Below are 18,352 nucleotides of genomic sequence, written 5' to 3'. Positions count from 1 at the left end.
TCACCGGGCCAGCCACGCGACGAATCTCTCGGTCTCACCGATCAGCTCGCGCATGTCGCGCCCGATCGGCACGTGCGCGCCCGCCGTCGCGTCGCGCAGTGCGTCCACCACCCACCGTCCTTCCAACGCGATGAGGTTCTTGTTCAGGTCGTCGACCTTGCTGCCGACGCCGAACACCGCCAGCGCCACCTTCGCCCTGGTGGAGTGCGCGGCATCGATGTGGCGTTCCACCTCGCGGTGGTTCATGCCCGCGGCGAGCAGGGTACGGCGCGCTCTGGCGAGACTGGCCGCCTCCACTGCGGAACGGCAGCAGGTGGCCACCAGTTCATCGGCGATCGCCGCGGGCAACTGCGGGGTGCGCACCAGAGCGCGGGCGTCGTCGAGGTAGCGGCGGATCGGGTCGCTGGACACTCGCACCTCGACCACCGAGCGGTCGCGGCGCTGGACCTCGAGCACGGTCGCGTCGAGCTGCATCCGCCGCACCGCTTCGGCGAGGCGCTCGTCATGGGTGAAGACCACCACCTGACGGGTCCAGGCGACCGTGGCGAGCACTTGGGCCAGGCCGTCCACTTTGGCCGGGTCCATCGCCTGTACCGGGTCATCGATCATGACGAACCGGAAGGGACTGTCCTCCACCGTGGCTCGCGGCAGGAACAGCGAGAGACCGAGCGCGTGCAACTCCCCTTGGCTCATCACGCCCAGTGCGGCCCCGTCGACCTCGTCGACGGTCACGTCGAGCAGCACGCGGCGCGCGGTGCCGGCGTTGCCCTGCAAACGGATCGCGCCGAGCTCGACGTTGCTCTGCTGCCGCAGCGTGCGCCACACCCAGCGAGCCGTCGTCTCCAGCGGCGTCATCCGCTCGCCGCGCAGGCCTGCGGTGGCCGACTTCAACCAGTCCTCGGCCTTCTTCACCGTCCGCAGTTCCGCCGCGTGCGCGGCCACCTCGCGCGCGCCGTCCAGCCAGGCCACGATGCGCGGCACCAGGGGCGTCCACACCTCGTCCAAGCGGTCGAGCTCCTTGCGGGTGCCCTTCTGCAACAGGTCCAGTTCGTCGACCAGTCGCGCGTGCGCGCTGCGCAGCCGGTCGGGCAGGTCCGGGGTGTATTCGGTGGTGGTCAGCGCCGCCCAGTCGGCCCATGCCTCGCGCACCGCCGTGGTGTCGACCGACGGGGGGTTGCGCGGATCGAAATCCAGTTCGGCGGGGACGAGGTCGGGAAGCGCCCGCGCGGCCCGCACGGCGTTGCCGAACTCCCTGCGGGCGGTGGTGAGCGCGTTCACCCGGGCGGACAGCCGCTCGATGGCGGCGTCGGTCTCGCGCAACCAGTCCTCGTCCAAGGCGCCGCGGCCGCACACCGGACACGGGCAACTCCCGCTCGCCGCCTGATGCTCGCGCGCCTTGCGCAGTAGCTCGAGCACGCGCAGATCGGCTTCGGCGTCGGCGGTAGCGCCCTCCGCGAGGGCCGCGCCCCACGATTCGAGGCGGCCGGCCACGGCTTCCACTTCGGTGTCATCGGGCAGCGCGAGCCGCACGATCGCGCGCAAGCCGTCCGGTCCGGCCGGGTCGTCCACCACGCCCAGCACTTCACGGCCCACGGCGGCGAGATCCGGCTGAGCGGGCCGCAGCAACCCGGCGACCCGGACCGCGCGGTCGTCGGCCACCGACGCGAGCAGGTCCAGCAGTTCCAGCCGCTCCTGACGCGAATCCCGCACAGCGCGTTCCAGCTCCAGGCGGCGCATGCGGATCCGCTCCTGCGCCAGGGTGAGTTCGTCGAGCCCCAGCAGCTGGTGCAGCGCGTCGAACAGGTCGCTGGGCTTGCCGTCCACCAGCGCGCCGAGTTCGCTGTAGGACAGGAAGGGACGGTAGAGCTCGAGCTGGGCCGCCCACCGGTCCATGTCGAACTCCGTCGGCGGCGCGGGCGGATACCGCTGGGTCCAGTGCGCGTCGGGCAGGTCCGCCTCAGCCGCCCACTCCTTGGTGATGGTGAGCCGGGTGGCGTCACCCGCGGTGAGCAACTCCAACTCGATACGGGCGGCCGTGCCGTCGTGCAGGTTGCGCCAGCCTTCGCGCCACGCCGCCGATCGACCGTCCCACCGGCGGTTCCCGCCGGTCAGGGCCATTTCGGCGGCTTCGGCGAAACTGGATTTACCGCTACCGTTCCGCCCGACCACGAGCGTGAGACCGGGGCCGGGCGGCAGCTGGAGCGTCGTCTCCGGCCCGATGCCTCGGAAACCGCGCACCCGGATGACGCTCAGGAAGATCCCGGAGTGATCGAATGCCGTTGCGGCGTCGTCCGATTCGGCGGCGCCGAGAGCGCGCAACACGGTCCGCGTGACCGAGGGCGTTACCGCTGGGTCCTCGGCGAGGCGCCTCGTCACCACCTCCGAGAGCCGGGGCGCGGCGTCCGTGGAACCGGCGGCCTGGACAGCGTCGGGATCCAGGCGCATGCGAAAAATCCCCTCCACCATCGAGCCGCCACACGTCCTCCGACCCCGTGCGCGGCGCCTTGTCGAAGCTGTGCGAAACGCTACCCGATGGCGCCGGAATCGCCCACCGCTCCCATGCGAATCTGCCCGCGGGGATGGATATGGTCATCGAAAAGCCTGCGCCGCGTCTCGATGTCCACCCCTCGTGCCAACCCCGGCGGGCAGCTCGATGGTGTCAACACCCGTTTCGGGTGGCTCGGCCGAGCCGAACAGGACAGAATGCCAGAGCACCCCGATCGGCGCAACATTTGCCGGATGGCGAATACGGCACCGGGACAAGCGGTTCCGTATGCGGGGTGGCACCGGTGGCGGCACCTGTCGGTGCGCTGGGGTAGAAATCGTCCTCAACCGAGGAACGAAGGAAGGCGATGAGGCAGCACCGAGCTGGAGCCGCCCGATGACGACGCCGTGGACCGAAGACCAGGTCACGGCGTTGGCGCCGGACGCGAATTCGCTGTCCGCGGCGCGCAAGCTGATGGGCCGCTGGCATGAGTGCGGGCACCACGGCACGGCATTGTGGGGGCGGTGCCAGGGCAGCGGCGCCACGCCGTACCAGACGATCGTCGAACTGTCCGGTCCGGCGTACCGGTGCTCCTGCCCGAGCCGCAAATTCCCCTGCAAACACGCACTGTCACTGCTGCTGCGCTGGGCGGCGGGCGAGGTCGCCGCCGTCGCGGAGACCGCGGACTACGCGGCCTCGTGGATCGGCGGCCGTGCGGCCCGCGCCGCCGCGAGCACGGACCGGGCCCGCACCGCGAACCCGGCCACCGCCGAGCAGCGGCGGCTGCGGGTGACCGCGGGGCTGGAAGAACTCGACGTCTGGCTCGGCGACCAGGTACGCACCGGGCTCGCGCAGGCCGATCGCTCGTATCGCGCGTTCGAGGCCGTGGCCGCGCGCATGGTCGACGCGCAGGCCCCCGGCATCGCCGCTACCCTGCGCCGGCTCCCGGCCGCCGTGGCCACGCGGACCGACTGGCCCGACGTGGTGCTGCGCGAGTACGCGCGGATGCACCTGCTGGTCGCCGCGCACCGGCAGCTCGACGCGGTGCCGCACGCGCTGGGCGCCAGCATCCGGACCCATGTCGGCTACCCCACCCCGGCCGAGACGGTGCGCGCCGAACCTCCGGTCCGGGATCGCTGGATGGTGTTCGGTTCGCAGATCACCGAGGAGGAGCGCCTCTACACCCGGCGAACCTGGCTGTACGGACGGGAAACCGGGCGCTGGGCGCTGGTGGTCGACCATTCCTTCGGTTCCCCCGGCTTCCCCGCCGACGTTCCCGCGCTCGGGCGACTGGCCGACGCACAGTTGCATTTCTATCCGGGCGCGGCGCCGCTGCGCGCGCTCTGGGGCGAACAGCACAGCGCCTCCGAACCCTTCACCACGCTACCCGAGGACGCAGGCAGGCCCGCCACTATCACCGCGGCGCTGGCTGCGCACGCCTGCGCGCTCGGCGCCGATCCGTGGTTGCGTTCGTGGCCGATGCTGCTGGTCGACGTGGCGCCCTCCCGCACCGAACAAGGCTGGTATGTCACCGAATCCGACGGCACGGCGCTGCCGATCCGGCCGGGTGAGCAACCGTGGACGCTGCTGGCCGTCTCCGGTGGTCATCCGGTGACGGTGGTCGGCGAGTGGAGCGCCGACGGGCTGACGCCGATCTCGGTGTTCACCGCGGGCGAGGTGATCGATCTGGTGCGCACGGAAACCTTCGCCCGGGACGCGCCTCGTCCGTCCACCGGGGCGGTAGCCGGCGCGGACCTCACGTCGGTCGCACTGCTGGGCACCGCCCGCCGCGCGCCGGATCTCGCCGTGCTGGCGCCCCCCATCGCGCGTGCCGCCGGCCGGCTGCCGAGCGACCCAGCGACGCGGCTGCTCGAATCGGCCGCGCTACAAGACCTTTTCACGCGCGGCGGTGTCGTACCCGCCACCGCCGAGGCGCCCGAGCCCGCAGCGGACGATCCCCGCCTGTCGCTGCCGCGCCCCGCGGCGGCACGCCTGGCGCGCATGCTGCGGGAGCGCTCGGCCTTCCTGCCCGAATGGATCGACGCGGCGCAGCCGCACGACTACCGGGCGCCGGATGCGCTCTGCGAGCAACTGCTCGAACACGCGAAGATCAATGCCGCCTTGCGTGAGCCGCTGTTGCGCCTGGCGGGCGCCCGGGGCAGCTGGCTGGCGGCCCGGCATCCGGATTGGCACGACCTGGTACGGCAGCCGTCCGGCCCATCCGAACGCTCCACGGACACCTGGTTGTTCGGCCGACCGACCGAGCGGCGCGACTGGCTCGCCGAACTCCGGCGCAGCGACGCCGACGCGGCCAGGGCGGCGCTCACCGCGGCATGGCCGAAGGAATCCGGGCCGCTGAAGGCAGAACTGCTGGCCCTGCTCGCCGAGGGCCTCGGCCCCGAAGACGAGCCCCTGCTGGAGACGGCGCTGGACGACCGGCGCGCGGACGTGCGCCGCACCGCCGCAGGACTGCTCGCGCTGCTGCCGGAATCGGCGTTCACGCGGCGGATGCGCGACCGGGCCCGCGCGTGGATCCGCGCCGAGCATCGGATGCTGCACACGAACGTGGTTCTCACACTTCCGGATACGCTCGACGCTGCCGCACAGCGCGACGGGATCACCGACCGCACCGTCGAATTCGCCTACCGCTGGAACGGCGCGCCCGACGTGCACGCCGCCCGGCTCCGGCAAGTGGTCGCCGCGACGCCGCTGATCCATTGGGCCGGTGTGCTCGGCACACCGCAGCAGGCGGTGCGCGCCACGATCGAGGACCGGTTCCGGCAGCCGGTCTTCGACGGTTGGGTGGACGCCGCTCTGGCTCAACGTGATTCGGCTTGGGCGCGAGCGCTTTTCGAAGCGGGTGTGCCCACCGACTTGGCGATGTTGCGCAGGCGCGAGCTGTTCGCGCTGCTACCGCTACCGGATCGGACCGCGCACCTGGTGCGGCTGGACGGCTCGTGGCTCTCGGAGATCGAGGCCCTGCTGCCCGCGATGGGGCATCCGTGGCCGGAAGCGCTGGCCCAGCACGTGGTCGGGCTGCTGTTCGAGCGGGCGCGGGCCGCGGCGCGGCGCCCGGAGGCGCACGGCGCGTCGCCGAACGCGCACCGGTCACTGCTGGCCGCGGCGGCCGTCCACCTCCCCGACACCGCCGCGGGCACGCTGTCCGCGATGGCCCGCCGATGCGACGACCCCGCCTGGGAGCGTGCCTTCGACCAGCTCGCCCACGACCTCAACCACCGCTCGATGATGCTCGAGGAGTTGCAGTGACCACCACCGACCCGACACCGGCTCTGCTGCGCCCGCACGCCGAACAGGCATACGCCGACGAGTTGCGCGCCCTCGCCGCCGCCGACGACCGGCCCCGCCCGCCGTCCTGGCGGTTGTCGCCCTGGGCGGTGGTCACCTACCTGCTCGGCGGCGCCCTCCCGGACGGCACCGTGATCACCCCGAAGTACGTCGGCCCGCGCAGGCTCGTGGAAGTGGCGGTCGCGACGCTTGCCACCGACCGGGCGCTGCTGCTGCTCGGTGTGCCCGGCACCGCAAAAACCTGGGTGTCGGAACATCTTTCCGCCGCCATCAGCGGTGCGTCGACCCTTCTGGTACAGGGCACCTCGGGCACGGCCGAGGAGGCGATCCGCTATGGCTGGAACTACGCGCGGTTGCTCGCGGAAGGACCGAGCGACGCGGCGCTGGTGCCGTCACCGGTGCTCACCGCCATGCGAGCCGGCTCCATCGCCCGGATCGAAGAGCTCACCCGCATCCCCTCCGACGTGCAGGACGCGCTGATCACCATCCTGTCCGAGAAGACGTTGCCGGTACCCGAACTGGGCACCGAGGTGCAAGCGGCCAAGGGCTTCAACGTCATCGCCACCGCCAACGACCGCGACCGCGGTGTGAACGAGCTGTCCTCCGCCTTGCGCCGCCGGTTCAACACGGTCGTGCTGCCGCTGCCCGCCAGCGAGGACGAGGAGGTCGCCATCGTCACCAGGCGGGTCGAGCAGCTCGGCTCCGCACTGGAACTGCCCACCGTGCCCGCGGCGGCCGAGGAGGTGCGGCGGGTGGTGCGGGTCTTCCGCGAGCTGCGCTCCGGTAGCACCGCCGACGGCCGCACCAAGCTCAAGTCGCCGTCCGGAACGCTGTCCACCGCCGAGGCGATCTCGGTGATCACCAACGGAATCGCGCTCTCGGCACACTTCGGAGACGGCGTGCTGCGCGCATCCGACATCGCCGGCGCGGTGCTCGGCTCGGTGATCAAGGATCCGGTGGCCGATGCGGTGGTGTGGACGGAGTACCTGGAGGCCGTGGTCCGCGAGCGGCCCGACTGGGCGGATTTCTACCGCGCCTGCCGCGAGGTCACCGGGTGACCTCCGGCGCCGGAACGACGCCCACGACCAAGGTTTTCGGCATCCGCCACCATGGTCCCGGTTCGGCGCGCTCGCTGTGGCTGGCCCTGGCGGCGTTCCGGCCCGACATGATCCTCATCGAGGGGCCCGCGGACGCCGACCCGCTGGTGGGTCTCGTCGCGGCCGAGGGGATGACTCCGCCGGTCGCGCTGCTGGCGTACGTTCCCGACGCGCCCGCCAAGGCCGCGTTCTGGCCCTACGCGGTGTTCTCCCCCGAATGGCAGGCGCTGCGCTACGCCGTGGACAACGACGTGCCCGTGCGGTTCTGCGATCTGCCCGCCACGATCGCGCTGGCGACGGAGGACGAACCCGGCGACCGATTCGATCCTCTCGCCGCGCTGGCCGAGGCGGGCGGATACGACGACGCCGAACGCTGGTGGGACGCCGTCGTCGAATCCGTGCCCGACGCCGACGCGTTCGACCCGATCACCGAGGCGATGGGCGCGCTGCGGGAATCAGCCGAGCACACCGCGCGGCGAGGCCACACGACGCCGGCCATCGACCCATCTGCGGACGACCCGGCGCCGGAGGTCGATTCGGTCGCGGAGGCGGTCGATGAAACTCCCGTGCGCGAATTACCACCCGAGCCACTCGTGATCGATGCCCACACCCTGCGGCGCGAAGCCTATATGCGTCAGACCATGCGCAAAGCGCTGAAGGACGGAGCGACACGGCTCGCGGTGGTGTGTGGTGCTTGGCATGCACCCGCGCTCACCGGCGCGCTCGGGCCTGCCGCTCCGGACGCCCGGTTGCTCAAGGGGCTGCCGAAGACCAAGGCCCGGCTCACCTGGGTTCCGTGGACGCATTCGCGGCTGTCCACGTCCTCCGGCTACGGCGCGGGCGTCACCTCACCCGGTTGGTATCACCATCTGTTCACCGCGACCGAGCGACCGATCGCGCGCTGGCTGACCAAGGTGGCCGGTGTGCTGCGCGCCCACGACCTACCCGTTTCCAGCGCGCACGTCATCGAAGCCGTTCGGCTCGCCGACGCACTCGCCGCGCTGCGCGGCCGACCGCTCGCCGGTTTGTCGGAGGTCACCGAGGCCACGCGGTCGGTCCTGTGCGGCGGAGACGAGACGATGCTGCAATTGGTGATCGGCGAACTCGTCGTCGGTGAGGCGCTCGGCGCCGTTCCGGAGCAGACGCCGACCGTGCCGCTGGACGCCGACCTGCGCGCCACCATCCGATCGCTGCGGATGAAGCAGGAGCCCTCGGCCCGCACCGTCGACCTGGATCTGCGCAAGGAGCGCGAGGTCGAGCGCTCGCGCCTGCTGCACCGGCTGCGGGTGCTCGGGGTCGACTGGGGCACGCTCACCACCAGCGACGTCCGCAGCACCGGCACCTTCCGGGAAACGTGGACGCTGCGGTGGCATCCCGAGTACGCCATCTCGATCATCGAGGCCTCGCGCTGGGGCACCACCATCCGCACCGCGGCGGAGGCGAAGATCCTCGACACCGCCAACCGCACCGACCGCACCGTCGGCGAATTGACCGCCGCGCTGGAGGTCGCCCTGCTCGCCGATCTCGGTGGCGCCACCGATGGATTGATCGCCCGGCTGGAATCCACCGCCGCCCTCGACCACGACGTCACCCACCTGCTCGCCGCGCTGCCCGGCCTGATCCGGACGCTGCGCTACGGCGACGTGCGCGGCACCGACACCAAAGCGCTGGCCCACGTCGCCGACGGCTTGCTGGTGCGCATCTGCGCGGGCCTGCCCGCGGCGGTCACCGGCTTGGACACCGACGCCGCCACCGAGCTGCGCGGTCTGCTGGACGCGGCGCACACCGCCATCCACACCAGGGACGACGGCTGGGCGACCGGCGAGTGGCTGGCCGCCCTGCGCCGCGTCGCCGACCGCGACGACGTGCACGGCGCGCTGGTGGGGCGAGCCGTCCGCCTGCTCGCCGACGCGGGCCGCATCGACGACACCGAATCCGCGCGCAGACTGTCCGCGGCCCTGTCGGTGGGCGCCACCGCCGCGGCCAAGGCGGCGTGGATCGACGGGTTCCTCGGCGGCCGCGGCCTGCTGCTGGTCCACGATCGAGAGTTGTTGCGGCTCATCGACGATTGGTTGCGCGGGCTCGGCGACGACACGTTCGTCGAGACGCTGCCGCTGCTGCGCCGGACCTTCGGCGCGTTCGAATCGGGTGAGCGCCGCGCGATCGGGCAGGCGGTCCGCGACGGCGGGTCCGTCTCCGCCACATCAGCGATCGCGGGCATCGACGCGGACCGAGCGACGACCGCCGTGCGCACCGCGGCCGAGATCCTGGGGGTCACGGTATGAGCGGTCAGGCCCGGAGGCGGCAGCGCAGCGTGACCACGCAGGGCCCCGCTCATACCGAAATCAAACACAGCACGAGCGGTCAGGCCCGGAGGCGGCAGCGCAGCGTGACCACGCAGGGCCCCGCTCATACCGAAATCAAACACAGCACGAGCGATCAGGCCACGGGCGAGACTCTCGCTCGTTCCGGGGAGGACACGGCATGACCGACGAAGCACAGTCCCGGCGTTGGCGACTGGTGCTCGGCGCGGCCGCGGAGGACGGGCTCGGCGCGCTGGGCTCCGGCTCGGACGCGGCCATGGACCGGGCGCTGTCGGCGCTGTACAACACCGGTGACGAGACGTCGCCGGGCAAGCGCACCGGCGGTTTGCAAGGTTCGGCGCCGCGCGTGGCCCGCTGGCTCGGCGATATTCGCGGCTACTTCCCCGCCACCGTCGTCGAGGTCATGCAGCGCGATGCCGTGGAGCGCCTCGATCTCACCCAGTTGCTGCTGGAGCCGGAACTGCTCGAAGCGGTGGAGCCGGACGTCCACCTGGTCGGCACCTTGCTGAGCCTGAACCGGGTGATGCCCGAGACGACCAAGGCGACCGCGCGGATGGTGGTGGAGAAGGTGGTGCGGGAGATCGAGCAGCGCATCGCGGCGCAAACCGTCGCCGCGGTCTCCGGTGCGCTGAACCGCGCCGCGCGCGTCACGCGGCCGAGATCGCGCGATATCGACTGGGACCGCACTATTCGCAAGAATCTCGCCAACTACCTGCCCGAGCATCGCACGGTGGTACCGGAACGCCTGGTCGGCTACGGCCGCAAGGCCCAGGCGGTGCGGCGCGACGTGGTGCTGGCCATCGACCAGTCGGGTTCGATGGCCGCCAGCGTGGTGTACGCGTCGGTGTTCGGCGCGGTGCTGGCCTCGATGCGGTCGCTGCGCACCTCGCTGGTGGTGTTCGACACCGAGATCGTCGACCTGACCGACAAACTCGACGACCCGGTGGACGTGCTGTTCGGCACGCAGCTCGGCGGCGGCACCGACATCAACCGCGCCCTCGCCTACTGTCAGTCCCTGGTCACCCGCCCGGCCGACACGCTGTTCGTCCTGATCTCCGACCTCTACGAGGGCGGCATCCGCGACGAGATGCTGCGCCGCGTCCGCTCGATGCAGGAGTCCGGTGTGCAGGTCGTCGTGCTGCTCGCCCTGTCCGACGACGGCGCCCCCGCCTTCGACCACGAAAACGCCGCGGCCCTCGCCGCACTGGGCATACCGGCTTTCGCCTGCACCCCCGACAAGTTCCCCACCCTGTTGGCCGTGGCACTCGATCGCGGCGACGTCCAATCCTGGGCAAACGCCAACGCCGCACACCACTAGTGGCGTTGCCCCATGCCGCGTTCCCAGGTCACTGCCCCTGCCTCACCTCACGGCCTTCTTCACCAACTCACCGATCTTCGCCTCGTCGGCGGCGGTCAACTCGGTCATCGCGAAAGCGGTCGGCCACATGGTGCCTTCGTCGAGGTTCGCGATGTCGTTGAAGCCGAACGTCGCGTACCGCGCCTTGAACTTCGCGGCACTTTGGAAGAAGCAGACGACCTTGCCGTCCTTGGCGTAGGCGGGCATGCCGTACCAGAGTTTCGGCGTAAGGTCCGGTGCGCTGGCTTTGACGACGGCATGGAGCCGTTCGGCCATGGCGCGATCCGATTCCGACATCTCGGCGATCTTCGCGAGCACGTCTTTCTCCCCGTCCGCCTTGTTCGCGCGCGAGCCGCGGCGTGCGGCCGTCTTCAACTCCTGGGCGTGCTCTTTCATCGCGGCTCGTTCCTCGTCGGTGAATCCGACAGAGGACTTGTTCTTCGCGATGGCTTCGTCGGCGGACTTCTGCGCGTTCTTCATGAGTTCTTCCTGCCGGTCTCGATGACGACGTCTCTCATGCTATGAAGCTGCCGCGGCGAAGGCTTCTTCAAAACTGATCAATCGTCGCGAAGGTGATACCACAGCAAACGCGTACGGCGAGCCCCACTCGGCCGAGCTGTCACAGGGATCGGGTCGGCTGCATCGCGGCGCACCTGTTTCAGAGGTCGGCGATCGCCGCGAGCGGCGGCGTGCGTGCCGCCCGCACGGCGGGCCACAGGGCGGCCAGCACTCCGACGACCGCCGAACTGACCAGGACGAGCACCAGCTGGTTCCACGGGATGGCGATCTGGTCGAGCCCGAGGTCGCGCAGCGTCCGCAGGAACCCGATGCCCAACCCCAGCCCGAGCACCATGCCGACGATCGCGCCGAACACCGCGATCAGCATCGACTCCAGATAGATCGTCCGGCGCACCTGGGCGCGCTGCATCCCCACCGCGCGCAGCATGCCGATCTCCCTGCGTCGCTCCACCACCGACAGCGCGAGCGTGTTCACGATGCCCAGGATCGCGATCACCACCGCCAAGGCGAGCAGGCCGTAGAGGATGGCCAGCAAAGTGTTGATCTGCTTGCCCTGCGCGCCCTTGAACTCCTCGCGGTCCTGCACCTGCACCACGACGAATTGCTCCGTCGCCTTCTCCAGGTCGCCGCGCATCTGCGTGAGGTCAGCGCCAGGTCGCGCCTTGATCAGTACCAGGAAGTTGGTCCGGAAGTTGAGCGGGACGACCTCGTCGTAGACCGTCTGCGACACCACCATCGGACCCAGCAGCGGATTCTTCTTGTACAGACCGGTCACCGTGAGCGGGACCTTCTTGCCGTCGACGCTGGTCGGAGTCACCTGGTCGCCGACCTTCCACCCGCGCTCACCGGCCTCGTCCTCCGACACGAGCACGTCGCGGGCGCCGAGCGTGTCGGTGCCGCGCACGATCTCATAGTTCAGCACGCCGCCCAGCGGACCGTCGGCCGATGTGGCGAACACCTGCTCGTCGCCGATCTTGAAGGGGGCGCCCCGCATACCCACCGCTTGCTCCACGCCGGGCGCCTCGGTACGCGCGGCGTCGGCGGCGCCGAACGGCACGCCGAGCAGCTGTGGACCCGCCAGCACGTAATCGGCTCGCACGCCCTTGTCCACGAGCACGCCGACGCTGGCTTTCGCCGAGGCGCCGAGCATGCCGATCGCCGAGACCAGCATCAACCCGAGCGTCAGGGCGAAGGCGGTGGCGGCGGTGCGGCGGGGATTGCGCGCCGCGTTGTTGCGGGCCATCCGGCCGATCGGCCCGAACGGGCGCACCAGCGCCCCGAGTCCACCGACCACCGGCCGCGACAACGCGGGCGCGGCGAGCAGCACCGCGAAGATCAAGCCGAGCGCGCCGACCCCGACCGTGGCGGCCGCCGTCCCGCCGGTGCGCTGCGCACCCAGCACCACGAGTCCCACGCCGAGCACGGCGAGCACCACACCGGAAATCGTGCGCACGCGCAGCGACTCCCCGGCGGACGCGAACTCCTCGCGCATGGCCTGCACAGGCGGAATCCGCGAGGCGCGCCGCGCGGGCGCGTAGGCGCTCACCACGGTCACCGCGAGACCGACCAGCAGTCCGACCACGATGGTGCGCGGCCGCACCGCCATCGATCCGGTCGGCAACCCGAGGTCGAACGCGTTCAGCGCCGCCGACAGCCCGAACGCCAGTCCGACGCCGCCCGCGAGTCCGATCACACTGCCGATCGCGCCGATGACGAATGCCTCGGCCACCACCGACCGGCCGACCTGTTGCCTGCTCGCGCCGACCGCGCGCAGCAGCGCCAGTTCCCGCAAACGCTGCGCGACGATCATCGAGAAGGTGTTGTAGATGATGAACGTGCCGACGATCAGCGCGATCGCGCCGAAGGCGAGCAGGAAGTAGTTGATGAAGTTGAGCGCGTTGGAGACTTCCTTCTTCAGGTCCGCGCGCACCTGATCACCGTTCTGCACCTTGTAGCCCGGCAGCTGCGTGGCCAGGTTGTCGCGCAGTTCGTCACCGGGGATGCCGGTGGCCGCGAGGTCGACGTACGCGACGTGCAGGCCGTCGGTGAATAGCTTGCGCGCCTGTGTGTCCTCGAACAGCACTCCGATGAAACCGCCCGCGTCGGACGATCCTTCGTAGATCCCGGTGAGGGTCACGTCGATGGGATCGGGCTGGGAAGGAATGAGGATTTTGGTCCGATCGCCGATCTTCAGCCCGGCCCGCTCGGCCCCGCTTGTGTTCAGCGCGACCTCGCCCGGCCGGGCGGGCGGCGCGCCCTGCACGAACTTCTCCGGTTCCGCGACAGCCTTCTCCGGAGGCAGATACGACGTGCCGAGGGTGGGCGCACCACCAGTCTGGACGGATTTCTTGCCCGCCGGATCGAGCAGGACCACCGGTCCGTTCACGCTGGGGGCGGCGGTGCGGACGCCCGGATACTTCGCCAGCTCCTCCACCACATTGTTCGGAATACCTTGGGCCTGGCGCTCTTTCGGGCTCACCCGGACATCGACGCCTTTGGCCTCGTTGGCGAAGATGCCGTCGAAGGTGCGCTGCAGCGTGTCGGTGAACACGAACGAGCCCGCGATGAACGCGGTGCCGAGCACCACCGACAACAAGGTCAGCGCGAGCCGCACTTTGTGCGCGGCGAGATTGCGCAGCGCGACTTTGCGCATCGGGCTCCCGGCCATCACGCCTGCCCCCGAAACTTCCGCGAACCCCTGGTCACGCCTGCTCCAACGATTTCATCCGGTCGAGCACGGTGTCGGCGGTCGGATCACGCATCTCGTCGACGATGCGCCCGTCCGCCAGGAACACCACCCGGTCGGCGAACCCGGCCGCGTGCGGTTCATGCGTGACGATCACCACCGTCTGCCCGAACTCGTCCACCGCGGCCCGCAGGATCGACAGCACCTCTTCCGAGGACCGGGAGTCCAGATTGCCGGTCGGCTCGTCACCGAAGATGATCTCGGGCTTGCCCGCGAGAGCACGGGCGCAGGCCACCCGCTGCTGCTGTCCGCCGGACAGCTCGCTGGGACGATGGGTGAGCCGATCGATCAGCCCGAGCCGCTTCAACACCGTGTCCAGCCACTCCTGGTCGGGCTCGCGCCCGGCGATGTCCAGCGGCAACGTGATGTTCTCCAGCGCCGTGAGCGTCGGCACCAGGTTGAACGCCTGGAAGACGAACCCGATCCGGTCCCGCCGCAGGCGCGTCATCTGCTTGTCGGACAGGGTGGTCAGGTCGGTGTCGCCGATGCGGACGGCGCCGGAGCTGGCGCTGTCGAGCCCGGCCAGGCAATGCATCAGGGTCGACTTGCCCGACCCGGACGGGCCCATGATCGCGGTGAACTCGCCCTTGGCGAACTCGGCCGACACTCCGTCCAATGCCCTGACCTGCGTGTCACCCGATCCGTAGACCTTGGTCAGGTCGATAGCGTGGGCCGCGACATCGGTCGGTGCCGCGATGTCCGCGGTATCTGCGCCCAAGGCTTGCGAAGTCATGCCGTCCAGTCTTACCGGCTTCGCGTCCACATGCCATCAGGGAAAACCCTGTGTTGGATTCGGAGCTGGGTTGATCAGGCCTCACCCACGACCCACTCGAAGGCCGAGGCTTTCGAGCGGGCGCCTTCGAGTGCGCGCGAACGGTTGGGTTCGCCGAGTTCGGCCAGCAACTCCTCGGACATGTTCACCAGTGCGGCCAGCGTCGCGGGGGTGAACCATTCCGGCCTGGTGGCGAACAGGATGTCCTCAGAGGCGGTGTTGCCGCTCGCTCCCGGTGCGAAGGGGCAGCCGCCGAGCCCGCCGAGCGCGCCGTCGACCATGTCCGCGCCCGCCGCGACCGCGGCGAGGGTGTTGGCCACGCCCATTCCCCAGGTGTCGTGACCGTGGAAGACGACGCGGCGCGGGGGCGTCCGGTCCCGCACCGCGGCGACCAGCGCCGCGACCTGGCCGGGATGAGCTTGTCCGAGGGTGTCGGCCAGGACGATGTCGTCGGCGCCCTCGGTGCGTGGGTCGCACGCGATGGCCAGTACTCGCTCCGGGTCGACCGGACCGTCGAAGGGGCAGGTGAAAGCCGTTGCCAAGCACAGCTGGATGGACCCGTGCACCTCCCGGGCCAGTCGCACCGCGTCCGGCATGGCGGCGACGCTGTCCTCGGTGTCGCGTCCGATGTTCGCCCGATTGTGCGCGTCGGAGACCGAGAAGCAGTACTGGAAGTTGCGCACCCCCGCCGCGGCTGCCTTCTCGACGTGGCGCGGCGTCGCCACCCACACCCAGCAGTGGCGCAGTTCCTCCGGGGTCAGCGCGGCGACCAGTTCCATGGTGTTCGCCATCGGCGCGACCAGGTCCGGGCGCGCCATCGAGCCGATCTCCAGTGCGGGCACACCCAGCGCGAGCAGGCGGCGCGCGATGTCCACCTTGCGCTGCACCGGCAGCATTTTGCCGGTCAGCTGCAGGCCGTCGCGCAATGTGACGTCGCGCAGCACCGGCGCGGTCATCGCTGCTCCCGCGCTCGGTGGTGGCCGCACATCACGCCGCCCCACGGCTTCTCCCCGGCCCCGGTCGGATTGGGTTGCACGGCGGGCCTGCTGCTGCCCGGCGTGCGCGGTTCCCGGGCACTACGGCCCTCCGGTCGCCTGCGGTCGTGCGGCTGCGTGCTCATCGCGCCTCCAACGCATCGATCTCGGCCTCGCTCATGCCGAGCAACCCGGTCAGCACCTCCCGGGTGTGCTCCCCCAGGTCGGGGCCGACGGAGCGGATGGGCAGGGACTGCTCGCCGATCACCGGGACGATGCCGGGAAAGCCGACGACCTTCGGCTCCGGTGCGCCGACGTCCACAGCGAACGGCTGGATCATGTTGCGCGCTCGATACTGCTCGTCGGCCACGATGTCGGCCGCCGTGTAGATCGGGCCGCACGGGATCCCGGCGGCCTCCAGCAGCTTCAACGCTTCGGCTCGGGTATGGCGCACCGTCCACTCGCCGATGGCCGCGTCCAGGCGTTCGCGGTGGCGCCAGCGACCCGCGTTGTCCTGGAGTTCGGGGTCGGCTGCCAGATCGGGCCGGTCGATGACCGCCATGTAGCGCTGGAAGATGGCGTCGCCGTTGCCGCCGATGATGATGCTGGTCCCGTCCGAACACGGGTAGGCGTTGCTCGGGGCGATGCCCTCCATCCGTCCGCCGACGCGTTCGCGCTGGATCCCGTAGGCCAGATAGTCCGGCACCAGCGATTCCATCACCGACAGGATCGCCTCGTTGAGCGCCACGTCGATCAGCCGTTCGGGCAGCGGGACCGGCGCGTCCCCCTCGGCGCGGCGTTCGCGCTGGAACAGGGCCATCACGGTGCCGAACGCGGCGTAGATGCCCGCGATGGAATCCCCGATCGAGACACCGGTCCGTACGGGCGGACGGTCCGGGTCGCCGACCAGTTCGCGCAGGCCGCCGACGGCCTCGGCCACCGCCGCGAAACCGGGACGATCCGACAGCGGGCCGGTCTGCCCGTAGGCGGAGATCCTCGTGATCACCAGATCCGGGTTCGCCTCGTTCAGCACCTCCGGACCCAGGCCCCACTTCTCCAGCATCCCGGGCCGGAAGTTCTCCAGCAGCACGTCGCAGCGCCGGATCAGGTCGAGCACGATGCCACGTCCCGCCTCGGTACGCAGGTCCAGCGTGATCGATTTCTTGTTGCGGTTGATCGTCCGGAAGAGCATCGAGGTGTCACCGCCGTAGAGCCGCCAGTTGCGCAGCTCGTCCCCGGCTTTCGGGCGTTCCACCTTGATCACCTCGGCGCCGAAGTCGCCGAGGATGCGCCCGGCGGTCGGCGCGGCGATGTAGTTGCCGAGTTCCAGGACGCGCACCCCGTCCAGCGGCCGAATACTCATGGCAACAAGTGTGGACCATGCTGTGCTGGTTTTTGCAGCGCCCGCGGCGCTGCGTGTTCGCGGCTGGATCCAGGACACCGCATGGCCCCTCAATAGCCGGGCTCGCGCCCGGCAACCATGCGGGCCCCGCTCAGGACGCGACCAGCCGCGTGTCCTCGATGATCGAGTAGTGCTCGGCGTCGCCCGCGATAACGGTGCTCGGCGAGCCGTCGACGCCGACCGGGACGTCGCCGGCCAGGGTGATGCGGGTCAGCTTGCGCGGCTGGTCGTCGTAGTCGTCGATGGCGTAGTGCTGGGTGGCGCGGTTGTCCCAGATGGCGACGTCGCCGGGCGCCCAGTTCCAGCGGGTGGTGTTCTCCAGACGGGTCACCCGGTCCTGGAACAGCCGGAACAGGGCGTGCGACTCCGCGCTGGAGAGCCCGACGAAATGCTTGACGAAGTGGCCGAGCAGCAACGCCCGCTCGCCGGTCTCGGGGTGCACGCGCACCACAGGGTGCTCGGTTTCGTAGTAGGTCGACTCGAACTCCGCGCGGTAGGCGGCGGCGTTGGGCTGCGGCTGCTCCCCGGTGCGCGCGGCGTAGTCGTACACGTTGGTGTGTACGGCTCGCAGAGACTCGGCGAGGCGCTCGAGCGGCTCCGGTAGCGACTCGTAGGCCGCGACGGTGGAAGCCCAGGTGGTGGCGCCGCCATAGGGCGGCAGCTGAACCGCGCGCAGGACGGACGCCTTCGGAATGCGGTCGACGAAGGTGACGTCGGTGTGCCAGCTGTTGGCGCGGCCGTGCTCGGAATCGATCGCCAGGCTCTTCACACCGTGCGATGTGACCGTCGGGTGCGGGGTGGTGGGTGAGCCGAGCAGTTGGGCGAACTCGTATTGCCCGTCCTCGGTGAGGTGATCCTGCCCGCGGAAGAAGATGACCTTGTGCTCCAGCAGCGCGCGATGGATCACCTCGACTGTGACCGGGTCCAGATCGCCACCGAGCCGGACGTTGTCGATTCGCGCGCCGATACGGGCGCCGAGCCTGGTCACCGAGGCTGTGGATGGGGTGGCGGGTGCGACCGTCATAAGATCACCTTCGCTGTCGAGATCGGTTACTGCTCGTTGGAGCACATCACCGAAACCACCCCGCCGACCAGGGTTTTCGTCGCACTGATCACAACACGGGACGAGCGGAGCAGCCCGGACCCGTCCAGCGCGAGTCCCGCGAGCACCGTTCACCCACCGCACATCGGACACAGCGCCGGGAGATCGGTCTTCGCCGCACCGATCCACAGATTCGAGACGACCGAAGCAGACCCAGCCCCGTCCAGTACAAGCCGTACCAGCACCGTTCATCCCACCCGCGACACCGCGCACAGCACCGCAAGACCGCTCCCCGCCGCACCGGCCCACAGACTCGATACAACCGAAG

Annotated in this window: 12 protein-coding genes; 4 read left to right on the top strand and 8 right to left on the bottom strand. The window is 70.3% G+C overall.

Annotated features, from left to right (window positions below):
* Nucleotides 1-2,445 (bottom strand): AAA family ATPase, encoded by a 2,445-nt coding sequence (locus M8859_RS23260; protein ID WP_249644813.1) that lies wholly within the window; start codon nucleotides 2,443-2,445, stop codon nucleotides 1-3.
* 436 nt (nucleotides 2,446-2,881) lie between these two features.
* Between M8859_RS23260 and M8859_RS23255 the strand changes: the two genes are divergently transcribed.
* The 4 genes from M8859_RS23255 (at nucleotide 2,882) to M8859_RS23240 (ending at nucleotide 10,530) form a co-directional block, all read left to right on the top strand.
* Nucleotides 2,882-5,752 (top strand): SWIM zinc finger family protein, encoded by a 2,871-nt coding sequence (locus M8859_RS23255; RefSeq protein WP_249644812.1) that lies wholly within the window; start codon nucleotides 2,882-2,884, stop codon nucleotides 5,750-5,752.
* On the top strand, nucleotides 5,749-6,849 hold the full coding sequence (locus M8859_RS23250; protein ID WP_159920540.1) for an ATP-binding protein: 1,101 nt from the start codon (nucleotides 5,749-5,751) through the stop codon (nucleotides 6,847-6,849). Before M8859_RS23255 ends, M8859_RS23250 begins: the two co-directional genes overlap by 4 nt.
* Nucleotides 6,846-9,173 carry a DUF5682 family protein gene (locus M8859_RS23245; RefSeq protein WP_159920538.1) on the top strand — a complete coding sequence of 776 codons (2,328 nt, stop codon included), beginning with the start codon at nucleotides 6,846-6,848 and terminating at the stop codon, nucleotides 9,171-9,173. Before M8859_RS23250 ends, M8859_RS23245 begins: the two co-directional genes overlap by 4 nt.
* A gap of 199 nt (nucleotides 9,174-9,372) precedes the next feature.
* Entirely contained in the window at nucleotides 9,373-10,530 is a 1,158-nt protein-coding gene (locus M8859_RS23240; RefSeq protein WP_159920536.1) for a VWA domain-containing protein, read from the top strand.
* A gap of 42 nt (nucleotides 10,531-10,572) precedes the next feature.
* On the opposite strand, the gene M8859_RS23235 is transcribed toward M8859_RS23240, so the two are convergent.
* The 7 genes from M8859_RS23235 to M8859_RS23205 form a co-directional block, all read right to left on the bottom strand.
* Nucleotides 10,573-11,049, bottom strand: coding sequence for an iron chaperone (locus tag M8859_RS23235; protein WP_195069521.1), 477 nt, complete (start codon nucleotides 11,047-11,049; stop codon nucleotides 10,573-10,575).
* Nucleotides 11,050-11,227: 178 nt separating this feature from the next.
* Complete coding sequence (locus tag M8859_RS23230) at nucleotides 11,228-13,756, bottom strand: ABC transporter permease (RefSeq protein WP_159920532.1); 2,529 nt, start codon at nucleotides 13,754-13,756, stop codon at nucleotides 11,228-11,230.
* Nucleotides 13,757-13,790: 34 nt separating this feature from the next.
* Entirely contained in the window at nucleotides 13,791-14,567 is a 777-nt protein-coding gene (locus M8859_RS23225) for an ABC transporter ATP-binding protein (protein ID WP_159920530.1), read from the bottom strand.
* A gap of 74 nt (nucleotides 14,568-14,641) precedes the next feature.
* Nucleotides 14,642-15,562 carry a hydroxymethylglutaryl-CoA lyase-like TIM-barrel protein gene (locus M8859_RS23220; protein ID WP_195069522.1) on the bottom strand — a complete coding sequence of 307 codons (921 nt, stop codon included), beginning with the start codon at nucleotides 15,560-15,562 and terminating at the stop codon, nucleotides 14,642-14,644.
* Entirely contained in the window at nucleotides 15,559-15,726 is a 168-nt protein-coding gene (locus M8859_RS23215; protein WP_159920526.1) for a hypothetical protein, read from the bottom strand. The genes M8859_RS23220 and M8859_RS23215 overlap by 4 nt, the downstream gene beginning before the upstream one ends.
* Nucleotides 15,723-16,943 carry a CaiB/BaiF CoA transferase family protein gene (locus M8859_RS23210; RefSeq protein WP_159920524.1) on the bottom strand — a complete coding sequence of 407 codons (1,221 nt, stop codon included), beginning with the start codon at nucleotides 16,941-16,943 and terminating at the stop codon, nucleotides 15,723-15,725. Before M8859_RS23210 ends, M8859_RS23215 begins: the two co-directional genes overlap by 4 nt.
* Before the next feature lie 130 nt (nucleotides 16,944-17,073).
* Nucleotides 17,074-18,006: a TauD/TfdA dioxygenase family protein gene (locus M8859_RS23205; RefSeq protein WP_159920522.1), complete on the bottom strand. Its 933-nt coding sequence runs from the start codon at nucleotides 18,004-18,006 to the stop codon at nucleotides 17,074-17,076.
* Nucleotides 18,007-18,352 lie beyond the last annotated feature (346 nt).

This window comes from Nocardia sputi, assembly GCF_023501985.1.
The sequence above is the reverse complement of the archived record's forward strand: the minus strand, read 5'-3'. Positions and strand labels throughout refer to the sequence as shown.